Source organism: Streptococcus sp. CCH5-D3, from assembly GCF_001556435.1.
Taxonomy (GTDB): Bacteria; Bacillota; Bacilli; order Lactobacillales; family Streptococcaceae; genus Streptococcus.
Window position 1 is genome coordinate 1 of sequence record NZ_LSIW01000058.1, and the last position, 13,846, is coordinate 13,846.

Annotated in this window: 13 protein-coding genes; all 13 read right to left on the reverse strand. The window is 36.6% G+C overall.

Annotated features, from left to right (window positions below; all coding sequences use genetic code 11):
* Window positions 1-339: 339 nt before the first annotated feature.
* Window positions 340-1,482 (reverse strand): tRNA guanosine(34) transglycosylase Tgt, encoded by a 1,143-nt coding sequence (gene tgt / locus AX662_RS02745; protein ID WP_060971559.1) that lies wholly within the window; start codon window positions 1,480-1,482, stop codon window positions 340-342.
* 207 nt (window positions 1,483-1,689) lie between these two features.
* Entirely contained in the window at window positions 1,690-1,824 is a 135-nt protein-coding gene (rpmH, locus tag AX662_RS02750) for a 50S ribosomal protein L34 (RefSeq protein ID WP_002885866.1), read from the reverse strand.
* A 195-nt stretch (window positions 1,825-2,019) separates the two neighbouring features.
* Window positions 2,020-2,583: an NAD(P)H-dependent oxidoreductase gene (locus AX662_RS02755; RefSeq protein ID WP_060971560.1), complete on the reverse strand. Its 564-nt coding sequence runs from the start codon at window positions 2,581-2,583 to the stop codon at window positions 2,020-2,022.
* Window positions 2,580-3,176: a TetR/AcrR family transcriptional regulator gene (locus tag AX662_RS02760; protein ID WP_060971561.1), complete on the reverse strand. Its 597-nt coding sequence runs from the start codon at window positions 3,174-3,176 to the stop codon at window positions 2,580-2,582. The genes AX662_RS02755 and AX662_RS02760 overlap by 4 nt, the downstream gene beginning before the upstream one ends.
* Window positions 3,177-3,308: 132 nt before the next feature.
* Entirely contained in the window at window positions 3,309-4,352 is a 1,044-nt protein-coding gene (gene jag / locus AX662_RS02765) for an RNA-binding cell elongation regulator Jag/EloR (protein ID WP_021144659.1), read from the reverse strand.
* Between the two features lie 11 nt (window positions 4,353-4,363).
* Entirely contained in the window at window positions 4,364-5,170 is an 807-nt protein-coding gene (locus AX662_RS02770) for a membrane protein insertase YidC (RefSeq protein WP_037605452.1), read from the reverse strand.
* 115 nt (window positions 5,171-5,285) lie between these two features.
* Window positions 5,286-5,621 (reverse strand): ribonuclease P protein component, encoded by a 336-nt coding sequence (gene rnpA / locus AX662_RS02775; protein WP_002891957.1) that lies wholly within the window; start codon window positions 5,619-5,621, stop codon window positions 5,286-5,288.
* A gap of 84 nt (window positions 5,622-5,705) precedes the next feature.
* Window positions 5,706-7,091: an argininosuccinate lyase gene (gene argH / locus AX662_RS02780; RefSeq protein ID WP_060971562.1), complete on the reverse strand. Its 1,386-nt coding sequence runs from the start codon at window positions 7,089-7,091 to the stop codon at window positions 5,706-5,708.
* A 326-nt stretch (window positions 7,092-7,417) separates the two neighbouring features.
* Entirely contained in the window at window positions 7,418-8,617 is a 1,200-nt protein-coding gene (locus AX662_RS02785; protein WP_060971563.1) for an argininosuccinate synthase, read from the reverse strand.
* A 944-nt stretch (window positions 8,618-9,561) separates the two neighbouring features.
* A complete protein-coding gene (locus AX662_RS02790; RefSeq protein ID WP_002885796.1) occupies window positions 9,562-10,305 on the reverse strand; it encodes a response regulator transcription factor in 744 nt (247 codons plus the stop codon).
* Between the two features lies 1 nt (window position 10,306).
* Window positions 10,307-11,623: a GHKL domain-containing protein gene (locus AX662_RS02795; protein WP_060971564.1), complete on the reverse strand. Its 1,317-nt coding sequence runs from the start codon at window positions 11,621-11,623 to the stop codon at window positions 10,307-10,309.
* A gap of 23 nt (window positions 11,624-11,646) precedes the next feature.
* Complete coding sequence (locus AX662_RS02800) at window positions 11,647-12,927, reverse strand: hypothetical protein (protein WP_060971565.1); 1,281 nt, start codon at window positions 12,925-12,927, stop codon at window positions 11,647-11,649.
* 21 nt (window positions 12,928-12,948) lie between these two features.
* Window positions 12,949-13,839 (reverse strand): hypothetical protein, encoded by an 891-nt coding sequence (locus AX662_RS02805; protein ID WP_002885882.1) that lies wholly within the window; start codon window positions 13,837-13,839, stop codon window positions 12,949-12,951.
* Window positions 13,840-13,846: the final 7 nt, after the last annotated feature.

A 13,846-nucleotide genomic window follows, 5' to 3' on the forward strand; every position in this document is an offset into this window, starting at 1 on the left:
TTCTTCTATCATAACCCTGCACTTGGTTTCTTATTCAGTTCTCAAAGGTCTTTGTCTCTCTTAAGACAACTTCTATATTCTAGCAAATCTAGAATGCCTTGTCAACACTTTTTTGAAGTTTTTTTACTTCTCGTGTCCGCTATCTCTCGCGAAACAGCTTATTTATAATATCATCTCTAGCTTGTCTTGTCAATAACTTTTTTTAAAGTTTTGGAACCTTTTCAAGTTTGTGGCAAGTCAGTTAAGACAACTTTTATATCTTATCACCCAAATCAATACTTGTCAATAGGATTTTTAAAAAAATAAAGCAGTACAATCATGTACTGCTAAATAAATTATTTAAAAATTTCTTTTACTTGAGTTGTAACCATACTTTTCTATAAAGTCTTGGCGGAACTCAAGTAAATTGTCATCTATAATAGCTTGTCGTACCTTGGCCATTAAATTTACCAAGAAGTAGAGATTATGATAACTAGTCAGGCGAATTCCAAACGTTTCATCTGCTTTCAACAAATGTCTCACATAAGCACGTGTGTAATTCTTACATGTATAACAATCACACTCAGGATCTATAGGGCTAAAATCTTCTGCATACGCCGCATTTTTAACCACGAGACGTCCTTGACTCGTCATACAAGTTCCGTTACGAGCAATTCGTGTTGGGAGGACACAATCATACATATCAACACCACGAATAACACCGTCAATCAAACTATCTGGTGCCCCTACCCCCATAAGATAACGTGGTTTATTCTCAGGAAGTAAAGGCACGGTAAAGTCTAGAACTGCATTCATCTCTTCATGAGTTTCTCCTACTGCAAGACCTCCAATTGAATAACCTGGAAAATCCATGGAAACCAAATCCTGTGCAGATTGTCTACGAAGATCTTCAAAACCTGCTCCCTGTACGATTCCAAAAAGGCCTTGGTCATGTGGACGACGATGTGCTTTTAGCCCTCGTTCTGCCCAACGACTTGTACGTTCAATAGAATTTTTCACATAATCGTATGGTTGGTAAAATTGAGGGCATTCGTCAAAACTCATCATAATATCTGAACCGAGATTGTTCTGAATCGAGATCGCTTTTTCAGGAGATAAAAACATCTTACTTCCATTGAGGTGATTTTTAAAAGTTACACCTTCTTCCGAGATGTTTCGTTTTTCGGCTAATGAATATACTTGGAAACCACCGCTATCTGTAAGAATCGCTTGGTCCCAATTCATGAATTTATGGAGTCCTCCAGCTTTAGCAACGAGCTCATCACCAGGTCTTAGCCATAAATGATAGGTATTGGCCAAAATAATTCCTGAACCCATCTGTTTTAATTCTTCAGGAGATTGCGTTTTTACTGTAGCTTGGGTACCTACAGGCATAAACATCGGTGTTGGAAAAGTTCCATGAGGCGTGATAATTTCCCCCAGGCGTGCTCCTGTGTGTTTTTCTTTCTTTATAAGACGATATTTAATAGGAAAGTCAGTCATTTATACTCCTTACATTAGGAAAAACAGTCCTAAGTATTTTTTAGTAAGTGGTCATTATCCACAACCGCTTTAGTTTATCAAAAATTACAAGAATTGTCAGCTCTATATTTTCAAACTTTTGGATGAATAACATCAAACATCAACACTATCATTTATAGCAAAAAACAAAAAGCAACAGTCTCGAGCACTGTTGCTTTCAATAATGTCTTAAGCTGAAAGAACTTTACGTCCTTTACGACGACGAGCTGCAAGAACACGACGTCCGTTTTTAGTTGACATACGGTGACGGAATCCGTGTTTACGTTGACGACGGATTTTACTTGGTTGATAAGTACGTTTCACGTTGAATACCTCCTGATAGATTTTCGTATTCGTTTAGCCGGCTATTTTTGATCAGTTACTAAACATACCATACTATTTTATAGCAATAGCTTAATCTTGTCAAGAATTACTTAGATATTAATTTCATTATATCTTCGATGCCCGATAGCTAGTGATAACTGTAAACTACAATGCCGTTCCTATATTATCGCTTGCTCATAACCTTCTTGCTAGTTTAGCTATTTTCTTGAGTACCTCTTTTCGCTTATGGTCACTCATATACTCAACAGGTGAAACCTGGGTAACTTTGACCGGTTTAATACCACAAGGTTTTAAGACTTGAAATTTTAGGACTTTGCTATAATCTTGAACTAAAGGTAGAACAATCTTTGGTGTATTGTGGGTTGTAATAATCCAAGCTTTCCCAGTCAATTTACCATCCAATCCACGGGGTGTATTTTCATAGGCAAAACCAGCAACAAAGATGCGTTCAATAAATCCTTTCAAGATAGCTGGCATTCCACTCCACCAAGTTGGAAAAATAAAAATCAACTGATCTGCCCAAGTTATTAAATCTCGATAGTCTTTCATAGCTACATCGTGCGCTAAATCTCTTCTCCTATGTGTTGTATCAAAACGTAAAACAGGATCGAACTTCTCTTTATACAAATCTAGAATCTTTAACTCATGTTTAGACGATAAATTTTCTTTAACAGTCTCTAGTATAGAGGCATTGTAGCTCTTATCGTTTGGATGGGCGTAGATAATTAAGGTTTTCATTGTTTAGCTCCTTTAACATAGATGTCTAACATAGTACTAACAGTCTCTTCAATAGTGTTACTATTGAAATTATCACCAATAGGACTCCTTACCAAAACGGCTAATCCAGTAATAAAACTCCAGATATGAACTAATATTTCTGCCTCACTACCCGAAATGTTCATTTCACTTTTTAGCTTCAAAACCACACTCTTAAAGTGCTCAAACCCTGGTAAATGGGCATTAACAGAGATACTGTCCCGAGTGAGCTCCATATAATTGAAAGGAAACTTAATAAACAAGGCCTCAAAACTATTTGTTTCTTTTTGAGCAAATTCCACAAAATTACAGCCCATTAATACTAATTGACCTCTTACATCAAGCGAAGAGTCTACCCCTTTTGTCAGATACTTCAAAAAGATCTCAGATAAATGCTCCAAAACTACCTGAAGATAGACATCCTTATTTTCAAAGTGCTTATAGGGTGCTCCATGGGTGATCCCGCATCTTTGAGCCACCGTTCGGATAGATAGTTGATCGATCCCTCTTATTCTTATCTCCTCAATTCCTGTTGTAATTAACTTTTCCTTCAATTCAGCAGTATTACGTTTCATTTTGACTCCTTTTTGCATATAAGTAGACAGCGATTACTTTTTATTAAAAGTATACACTGTCTACCTTTAATTGTCAAAAAAAACTAGCCTTCAAATAAGACTAGTTTCTGTAAGCAATAAACGCTATTGTAATCATACTTTTGTCACAACAACGTAACGATTAGGATCGTCCCCTTCCGAGTGACTTTCAACACCTTCAATTTGAGAAAGTGCCTTATGGATAATTTTTCGTTCGCTATTCGTCATTGGATCCATAACGTACTCTCGACCTGTTTCTTTTACTTTAGCCGCCGTTTTTTCTGCTAGATCAATCAAAGTCTCTGTGCGTTGCTCCAAATAATCACGAACATTAAGAACAACACTAAAACGTTTAGAATGACGATCGTGCAAATAATTTTGCGCTAAAAGTTGCAAAGACTTGAGAACCTTGCCATGATAACCGATAACACGACCAGGTTGGTCTGTTTCAATCTGAATGATAATATTGCGACGATTGTGACTAACCTCTAGACTAGCATCAACATCCATTTCATAGATAATTTTTTCGAGGTAAGATAAAACATCATCTGCAGCCCCTTGAATATCTTCTAAATTATTTTCAGAAGACTCATCTGAACTAAACTCAGAGGACACTAAAGAACTGAAAGCCCCTTCAGAAGTCTCCGAAGTTTGAACTTGAGTAACCGGTTCTAGTTGGGGTTCAAGCGAATTTGCCATAGATTCTGTCGCACCCTCTTCTGATAACTCACGTTTAACAGATAGCGGAATAATTGTTGCCTTTGGTTGCTCCTGTTTCTTATCTGGCAACTCTTCATCAAGAGTCTCTGTAGAAACTGGTTGCTTTAAGTCTTCATGTGCAATTTCCTTATTATCTGAAACCGCAACAAGTTTTGTCACTTTATTGAAAGCAATCGTTTCGTCTTTTGGACTTGCGACAGAATCGTCTAATTGTTTTATAGCATCAGGAGCCACTTTAACGGTGTTTTGATCTGCTTCATGAGCTATCTTTTCATTTATTGGTTCAACACTAACTCGAGCTGGCTTCTTTCCGAACCCTAGAAAACCTTTTTTCTCACGAGAAATCACCTTAATATGAGCCTTCATACGGGGTAAATTAAGATCTTTCAAACCTTTTTCGATAGCTTGTTCGACTGTTCGTCCAGAATAGACAACCATAATAAGCCTCCTTATTTACGTTTATGCGCCTTTTTCTTGGCACGACGAATCTTAGCTTTGCGTTCTTTTTCTTCCGCTTCCAAACGATTACGTTCTTCAATGATTTTAAACGGATTATTAAAAACCAAAATCTGAACAACTTGGAAGGCGTTCGAAACTGCCCAGTAAAGTGCTACCCCTGAAGAAATCTGAGTTCCAAACCAGAAAATAAAGATTGGAAGCATGATATTCATAACAAGAAGCATTGCACTACGATCTTTAGCTGCCTTATTTGTCAACCAAGTTGAAAGGAAGGTGAAAGCAGCCGCCAAAATCGGAAGAATAAAGTAAGGATCTTTCTGACCTAGGTCAACCCAGAGGAATGTTCCTTCTCGCAACTCTGGCACTCGTGTGAGCGCTCCATAAAGAGCCATCAAAATAGGAAATTGGATCAAGAGAGGAACGAAGCTTGCGTAAGGATTTACACCATGCTCTTTATAAAGATCTTGTTGTGCATAAGCAAGAGCTTCACGATTCTCGCGTCCAGGATACTCACTCTGCAAGCGACGTAACTCTGGCTGCAACTCTTGTAGTTCACGGCTTGACTTAATTTGGCGATTATAAAGAGGAATCATTACCGCACGAATTAAAATCGTGAAAATAATAATACCTAATCCAATAGAACCACCAAATGAGAGCCCTTGAATAGCCTTCCCAAACATTAAAATAAGACGTTCCCAAAGGCCTGTAGAGTGACTTGTAACATCACTTCGTCCACACGCGGACAAAAGCAAGAGAGCTCCTGCACCTAAAACAGATATATTAAGTTTTTTCTTCACTAAAAACTCCTTTTTAATACGATAAAGAACTGCTTCGCTTCCATTCATTAAGAGTATCTCAAAAATCAGGAGTGATTTTAGTTTATCCTACAATGTAAAGAAGCAAAATAATTTTTTAGTCCTTATATAACTTTGCTATTTTTAAGACATGAACGAGATTGCTATAAATGTCTTGATAACTTAAGTCTTCGACACCTTTACGAGCAATAACGACAAAATCTTGATGTTCTAACTGAGATGACATGTCCATCAGTGCATGTCGTAGACGACGTTTTACCCGATTCCGAGTAACCGCATTACCAAGACGCTTACTGACTGACAAACCTACTCTAAAATGAGGTAAATCACGATCCAGACAGTAGACAACAAATTTTCGATTAGCAACACTGTGTCCTGCATCAAATAATGCTTTAAAGTCTTTCTCTTTCTTAACGCGATAAGATTTTTTCAAAATGCGACTCCAAACTCAAAATTAGTACTATTATATCATAAATAGCAAAAAAGCCCAAAACCTTATGGTTAGGGCCTTAGAGACTTATTTTTTTAGAGCTTTTTGAGCTTCTTTGATTTGCCATTTAACCTGGTCAAAACCAGTTCCACCAAGGGAATGACGACGTTCAACAGCCGTATGAGATTTAAGTGTCTCATAGATGTCCTCTTCAATTAGGTCTGAAACTTCTTGATAACGTTCGAGAGGAACATCCTGAAGGTAATAACCAGCTTTGGTACACTCAAGGACAAGTTTTCCAACAATCTCATGTGCTTCACGGAATGGTAGGCCTTTGGATGCAAGATAATCAGCCAACTCTGTAGCATTTGAAAAATCTTTCTCTGTTGACTCTGCCATATGTTTGTCGTTAACAGTCATTGTATTGAGCATGCCTGCGAGAATATCAATAGCGACAGTAATCGTTTCTACCGTATCAAACATACCCTCTTTATCTTCTTGGAGATCTTTATTGTAGGCCAAAGGTAATGACTTCATCACCGTCAATAATCCAATCAAATTGCCATAGACACGACCTGATTTCCCACGAATTAGTTCTGCCATATCTGGGTTTTTCTTTTGAGGCATAATGGAAGAGCCTGTTGAAAAAGTATCAGATAGAGTTACAAACTTAAACTCGTTAGAACACCAGTTAATGATTTCTTCACAAATACGTGTCATATGCATCATGAGAATACTTGAGTTTGACAAGAATTCGAGAATAAAGTCACGATCGGAAACAGCATCCAAGGAATTGCTATATGGTTTTGCAAAGCCCATTAAGTCAGATGTCATATTACGATCAATCGGGAAAGTTGTTCCTGCTAGTGCAGCAGCTCCGAGTGGAGAGATATCCGTATGCTTGATATTAAATTCAAAACGTTCGGCATCACGTGTAAACATGTTGTAATAAGCCATCAAGTGGTGACCAAAAGAAATCGGTTGTGCATGCTGCAAGTGGGTGTAGCCTGGCATAATTGTATAGGTATGTTTGTCTGCTAGATTGACCAAAGTAGCACGTAAGTTATCGAGCTTCTCAATAACTTCCACTAGTTTGGCTTTTAGATACAAGTGCATATCCGTAGCTACTTGGTCGTTACGTGAACGTGCTGTATGAAGTTTTCCTGCTACTGGTCCAATTTTAGCTGTTAAAAGACTCTCCATATTCATATGAATATCTTCATTGGAAACATCAAATTCTAGTTTACCAGCCTTATATTCCTCAAGCAGCTCTTCCAATCCCTGTTTAATTTGTAATGCTTCCTCTTTGGTAATAATTCCTGTCTCACCGAGCATCGTAACATGGGCAATAGACCCTTTCAAATCAAACTCTGCCATCTTTTGGTCAAATGAGATTGAAGCACCAAATTCTTCTACCCATTTTTCAAGACTAGCTTCGAACCGACCGCCCCATAGTTTATGATTTTCTGCCATAGTTTTATTTTGAAGATTTCCCTACACTGAGATAATCTTCCATCCTTTCTTAATACTTATAACAAGCAACGACCTCTCAGGTCACAATAACTTAAATGAAAAAAGCTAGATAGTATTTGTCTAGCTTAATTTGTCTCTCTGGACACTTGTTTTCCTAAAACCAGATCTCTGTCGTAGTTTATTTAGGCTCGTGACGCCTCTCAGAACGCCTTAACGATAATAATATAAGTTATAAGAAAAGAGTATCAGATGTGGCTCTCTGTCCACTTTTATCTGATAAGAAGCGTTTTTCTTCTAATAGCCTACTTTTCTTATGTAATCTGTCATTAATTGTCAAATGGATGGTTAACTTGAGAATTTACCTGTGTTGGAAGCCCCCAAAGCTTGATAAATCCAATCGCAGCATCCTGATCAAAGCTGTCCGCTGATGTGTAAGTAGCCAAGTTTTCATCATACAATGAATTAGCTGATTGACGTGCTACAACCTGAGCATGCCCTTTATAAAGTTTGACTTTAGCGATACCATTAACAACTTTTTGTGTTTCCTTAATATAAGCAATGATAGCTTGTGTTGCCGGGCTAAACCACAAAGCATTGTAGATAAGGTTTGACAATTCATTTTCAAGAATTGGTTTGAAATGAGAAACTTCACGTACCAAAGTTAGGTCCTCAATTTCTTTATGAGCTGTCAAAAGCGCAATAGCTCCTGGGCATTCATAAATTTCACGTGACTTGATACCCACAAGACGATTCTCAACGTGGTCGATACGTCCAACACCATGCTTGCCAGCAATAACATTCATTTCTTGGATAAGGTCAGCCAATTTCATTTCTTTACCGTTAAGGGCAACTGGTTTCCCTTCTTTAAAGGTTACATCGAAATATTCAGCTTCATCTGGCGCAGACTCTGGTGAATTGGTGATCCCAAAAGCTTCTTCTGGAGCTTGATTCCAAGGATTTTCAAGAACACCACACTCGTTAGCACGTCCCCAAAGGTTTTGATCGACTGAGTAAGGATTATCAAGGTCTGCTGGAACTGGAACACCATTAGCCTTAGCATACTCAATTTCTTCCTCACGAGACCATTTCCATTCACGCACTGGGGCCACTACTTTAAGACTTGGGTCTAGGGCAGCAATGGCAACTTCGAAACGAACTTGGTCATTACCTTTACCAGTACAACCGTGAGCGATAGTCGTTGCTCCTGTTTTATGAGCAATCTCAACCAATTTTTTAGCAATAATTGGACGACTAAGCGCTGAAACCAAAGGATATTTTTGTTCATAGTAAGCGTGAGCTTGAAGTGCTGGAAGCACATAATCTTCAGCAAACTCATCTTTAACATCAAGCACGTATGACTCGACAGCTCCAACTGTCAAAGCTTTGTCATGGATAAACTCAAGATCTTTACCTTCACCGACATCCATACAAACAGCAATAACATCATAATCTTTTTTAAGCCATGTAATAGCGACTGAGGTATCAAGACCTCCCGAATAGGCAAGAATAACTTTCTCTTTTGACATAATATTTTTCTCTTTTCTTATATTTTCTTGTGGTTGCTATTTCTATCAACCTTACGAGATTAATTATATTGCATATTTATTCACTTGTCAACACTTTTTTGTTATTTTTTTATATTTATTTCGTTTTTATTTGTTTTTATTTATTATTTTGACCTTAAAAGTGCTTAACTCTTAATTTTTATTCAATTTTATGCAAGAGGTGATGAAAAATAAAAAACACTTTTGAAACTATACAAATAAATTCAAAAGCATCTTTAACTATTTATCTTCTAAAATGCCAAAAGGCCTGTACAAAGTACAGACCTTTTGAACAACAGCATCATCGGTAGAGAACACAACAGCAATTTTAGATAGAATGAATGAGGGAAATTATTATGTTTAAGGGACTAACTTAAACCATACATTCTTCTTGCTCTCTAACCTTGATTACATTATAGCATGCAATCCCCAAATGTATATCTTCATTTCCTAAAATGTCGAATTTCACTCACAGAATGTATTTTTTATCCTAATCTGCACTAATGCCCTTAAAAACAAAAAAAACGGCTTGATTTCTCAAGCCTATTAATTTCTATAAAAAAGATATGTAATTGGACGAGCGGCCAATAAAAAATGGGGATTAGGAAAAAGTTATATAAAAGTACATTATTTATTTTCATAAAGTGTATGTAGATTTCAATAAGATTGACGATGTCTCATTTCCGAATCACATATCTTGATTATATATTAACTTTTTTCAATTTAATTGTCTATACGATTTCATAGAATGTCGTTTTTTCATCCTGAACTGCATTTTTTTTAGTCATTTTTTTATAAATCTCTAAATTTTATCACTAAAGGACATCTATTTTGTGTTTTTACAGAATTTGTTCACTCATAAGATAATCAATCACCTATGAAATAAACACATGCTTTTTTAGACTAAAAAGAACATTAGTCATCGACTAATGTTCTTTTACCTCTGACCATTTTTTAAGCAGAGCCTTCATTTTCAAACGTGAAACTGGACAAGAATCACCATTTTCAAAATAAATCATCAACTGAGTCTTATCAATACGAGATATGTTATCCAAATTAACTAAAAAGGAGCGATGACAAGAAAAGAGTTTTTTATTTACCGAAGTAATATCTCCAAGATTGGCATAAAACTCCAGACGCTCTGTTTTGGTAATTAGCATCACCTTATGAGGTGTCACAGCAGTCGCAAAATAATAAATATCTCTCATAGGGACTTGGATCCGAGACTGCGCTGTTTCAAACACAAATATCTCATCATCATCCACATCTCCAACTTTTTGGTTCACAAAAGTCAATGTTTGTTTTAGTTGTTGTTTGAACTCTGCATTAGAAACTGTCTTATCAATGAAATCTAGTGCAGAAACCTTGTATTTAAAACTGATTGGTGCAAACTCTGAGTGAGTTGTTACAAAAATAATAACTGCATTAGCATCTTGTTGGCGAATTTCTGAGGCGACTTCTAGCCCCTTCTTTCGCTCACCATCAATATCGATATCTAAAAGGAAAACCTGATGGTTACCCTTTTCGTTGATACTGGACAATAGTTTGTGAGGTTTAGAAAAAACTTCAAGTTTTCGTACGGAAAACGTGCCCTCTGAAACCAATTCTCGGATGATGTCACTAATACGTGTTTGCTGCATTAAGTCATCTTCTAAAATGTATATATTCATATTAGGGCCTCATTTCTAGTATTTGCATCATTTTATGATTCTGACTACGGACAGAGAAGGACGTGTTCGGATAACGTTCCAAAATATCTTGAACAGCATTAACACCTATACCACCCTCAGGATGAGAAAGCTTGGTACTCATCATTGAAAGTGGCACTTGCTCTTCTGCAATTGTACTTTCAATAATAAAACTCTGGCAATCCTCTTCATCAAAATAGGCCAGACTAATAAAACCTTCACTGGCTTTACGAGCACCATCAATAGCATTATCCATGAGGTGACCCAAAACAACAGCTAAATCTAAATCAGTTAGATAGTTATGAATCACTGGATCTGGAATCTCTGCATGAATATTGAGGCGATGCATCTGAGCTTCATGATATTTTGATGAAAGTAGACTATGAATACTTGGATTTTGGATATTATCCAAATCGGTGACCTGAGTTGAAAAACTATGCTGATCTCGATTGACATAAAGATCAACCAAATCTTTTTTGTAAGAACGAATATCCCCTGTTCTTTCGATATCTCTCAGATTATTAAGTAGGAAATTATAGTTAGAGCGAACATGCATCAAGTCTCTATACAAACCTTCTACCCTGGTATTCTCACACTTCAAATCATCAAGATAGTTAGCCTGCTTCATGGCCAAATCCTGCTCTATTTTCTCCTTAGCAAACTGGTTTACAGCACCAAGTACAAAGAGGAGTAAGTAGAGATATCCCATTACTAATGGCAACCTAAATCTACTCTCAAGATGTAACTCTGGAAAATAAGTATCAAATGTCGACACTAAAAAGATAACTAAATAATAAAGCAAAAGAAGCATGTTGACCAAACCCAGACGGTTCTTTTTTTCTTGTTGGGCAGCAACTTTCAAGATATCTGTAAAATCTAGACGTAAAATAAAATCTACTATTCTGACCGTCAACATGACGAAGGAAAGTGGTACCATAGACCACCAAATATTAGTGTTTAAAGTATCAACAGTTATGCCAAGTATCGGTGGAAAGAAGAAGGTAGCCAAAAAACGTCTTGCCAAATCGACTAGTACCACCGGGTAAAAACCTAGAAAAAAGCGTTCTACAGAGGTGACACTTTTATTCAGTTGGTAGCTAAATGTCAATGTTACAATGGCTACTAAGGGAGGGACTATGCCTATATAGCGTCCAATGAGTTGTCCCCAAATGCATAGAGCAACATCAAATAACAAATAAAGTATACGATTTTTAAGATTAGTGTTTTGTCCACCAATACGTAAGTAGATATCCCAAATAATGATAAACATCAAAATTTGAAATAGGATGTTACCCAGCATAGTTATCCCTCTCCTTTCTACGATTATAGTCCTACCGTAACAATTTGATAGGTTTTAAATAATTCTTTTTTATTTATTAAACCGATACCGTTTGACCAGCAAAACTGGGCAAAATCACGACTAATAGCCAGACTATCATCGAGTTTTGGATCAGCTTCCTGATTGGTATTCTCAAGAATAAAGCTGAGATTGCCATCCTCATTCTGTTGAATAAGGAAACCAATATCTGTCTCCGGCTCCTTGGCCCAAAGTTTTTCAGCTAAATTCATGCAACGTTCTAAAACTCCAATAAGAACTGCAATATTTAAATTGTTAGGATAAGCATCAACATTGACATCCAACCTAACGGTGATACCTTTTTGTTCCAAAGGAATGATTTGGTTTACAATCCAACTTCTTAATACCGGATAAGGAATCTCAAACAGAGGGGCCAACTTATCATTTAAGTCCAAATTATCAAGTTTAAGATGATTCAAATGCTCATGATAAACGGATAAAACCTCTGATAATTGATTTTTAGCCAATGGGGTCTCAAGAGCTACCAAAAGACTCTCAAAATCTTTTTCAATAGGTTTTACTTTTGTAAAAAGATCCTCAATATGTTTATTATAGACTTCCAAGTTATAGACATAAGTCTCCACAGCTTCCTTACTACGTTCTCTGACAAATTTATGAGAGTAGCGATTCAAGGTTGTTACCATTAGGAGATAAACTGCCATCGCAATAAAAATTGGCCCTCCCACATCACTACCTGTTGATACCAAAAGAGTACTACAAATAATGTAGAGTGCAAAGGTCAGATCAACGGCTATCAACAGACGTTCACGACCACGTGAATAAATCAATTCCTTGACCTTATCAACATCTGAACTGGAAAGATAATTGATATAGAGAAAGAATGGGTAAATCATCACATAAGATAACAATTTAAGCAAGAAGTTTTCTTGAATCTCACCCAAGGTCATATTTGTGAACAGATTATTGAATACATAAAATGGGGTAAAAGTCGCAAATAAATCTGTAAAAAGAACCGAGAAGGCTCCAAAAAAGAGGCTTGCCCAGAGCGTCAAACGATGTTCCCGCCGTTCCTTTAAGGCCAAAGCTAAAAAGATAACAACTTGATAATAGAAGCCATCACCTTTACCAAGTGATACCACTATACCTAAGAGACTTAAACAAAATACTTTCCAGTAAGCTAATGTGCTCCTTGTTAGTTTTTTATAAATAAACCAGGTAATATGAAAACTAATAATCTGAATAATACTATTTTCAAGGGATACCATGGTCCAAAGCTGTAAGTTCATGATAATATTTCCTGTTTATACTCAAGAGACATTTTCGTCATCTTCTTCAATGAGTTCTTGACCTGCCTTTTTCAAAATATCCTGATAGGTTTGTTCAATAAGGTCAAAATCCCCACTATCAATACTTGTCTGCATACTAATGAGTATGTTTTCATAATCATGTTTAAACGAACGTACACTCTTATAGGCAGTTTCGATTTTTTCATTATAAGCTTCCAGACTCCTCAAGTGCTCCTCTTGTTCTCTGAGAATTTTGCTATCTCGTACGTCTTTACCGTAGGAAACAAAACGAACAAGAATATACATGTGTATAAGGAAACCAACCCAAATATAAATTTGAGGGTAACCTGGGAGGTAGGTCTGACTCAGAAGCAAGGAGAATATCTCCTGTTTAAAGAGGATAAGCAGATAACTGATAATTAAAATAAGATCAACTTGCAAGAGCATGCTCTTATATTTATCCTGCAAGTCCTGATAGGGTTCCTGGAAGAAGCTATCTAAACCGAACATTTTTTGCAAACCTAGAAAGAAGGGAAGAACAACACTATCTACAGCTAGGATTCCTAAATGGTTTGGAACCAACTCGACCGGCTTATTAAAGAAAACTCGGAAAAGATAAAAACTAAAGAAACTTGTAATCAAAGTCCAAAAGACAGGGGCAAAGAAAGCATAAAAATACTTTTCTTCTCGTAGAGCCTGAGGTTTTTCAAGAAAAATAAAGACTAGGAGATAAATTGCATCTGGAATATCAATTTGCCATAGCACCTTGGCTAACCACTTAACGGCAGTTACTACGATTACATAAGGAATGTAACGGTAAGTAAAAACATCTAGATAAGCCATTCTAGCTAAAATCACAAGATGTGAAACGACAACAACCAAAGCAATAAGGCCATCAATCGCAAGTTGCATATGCTTT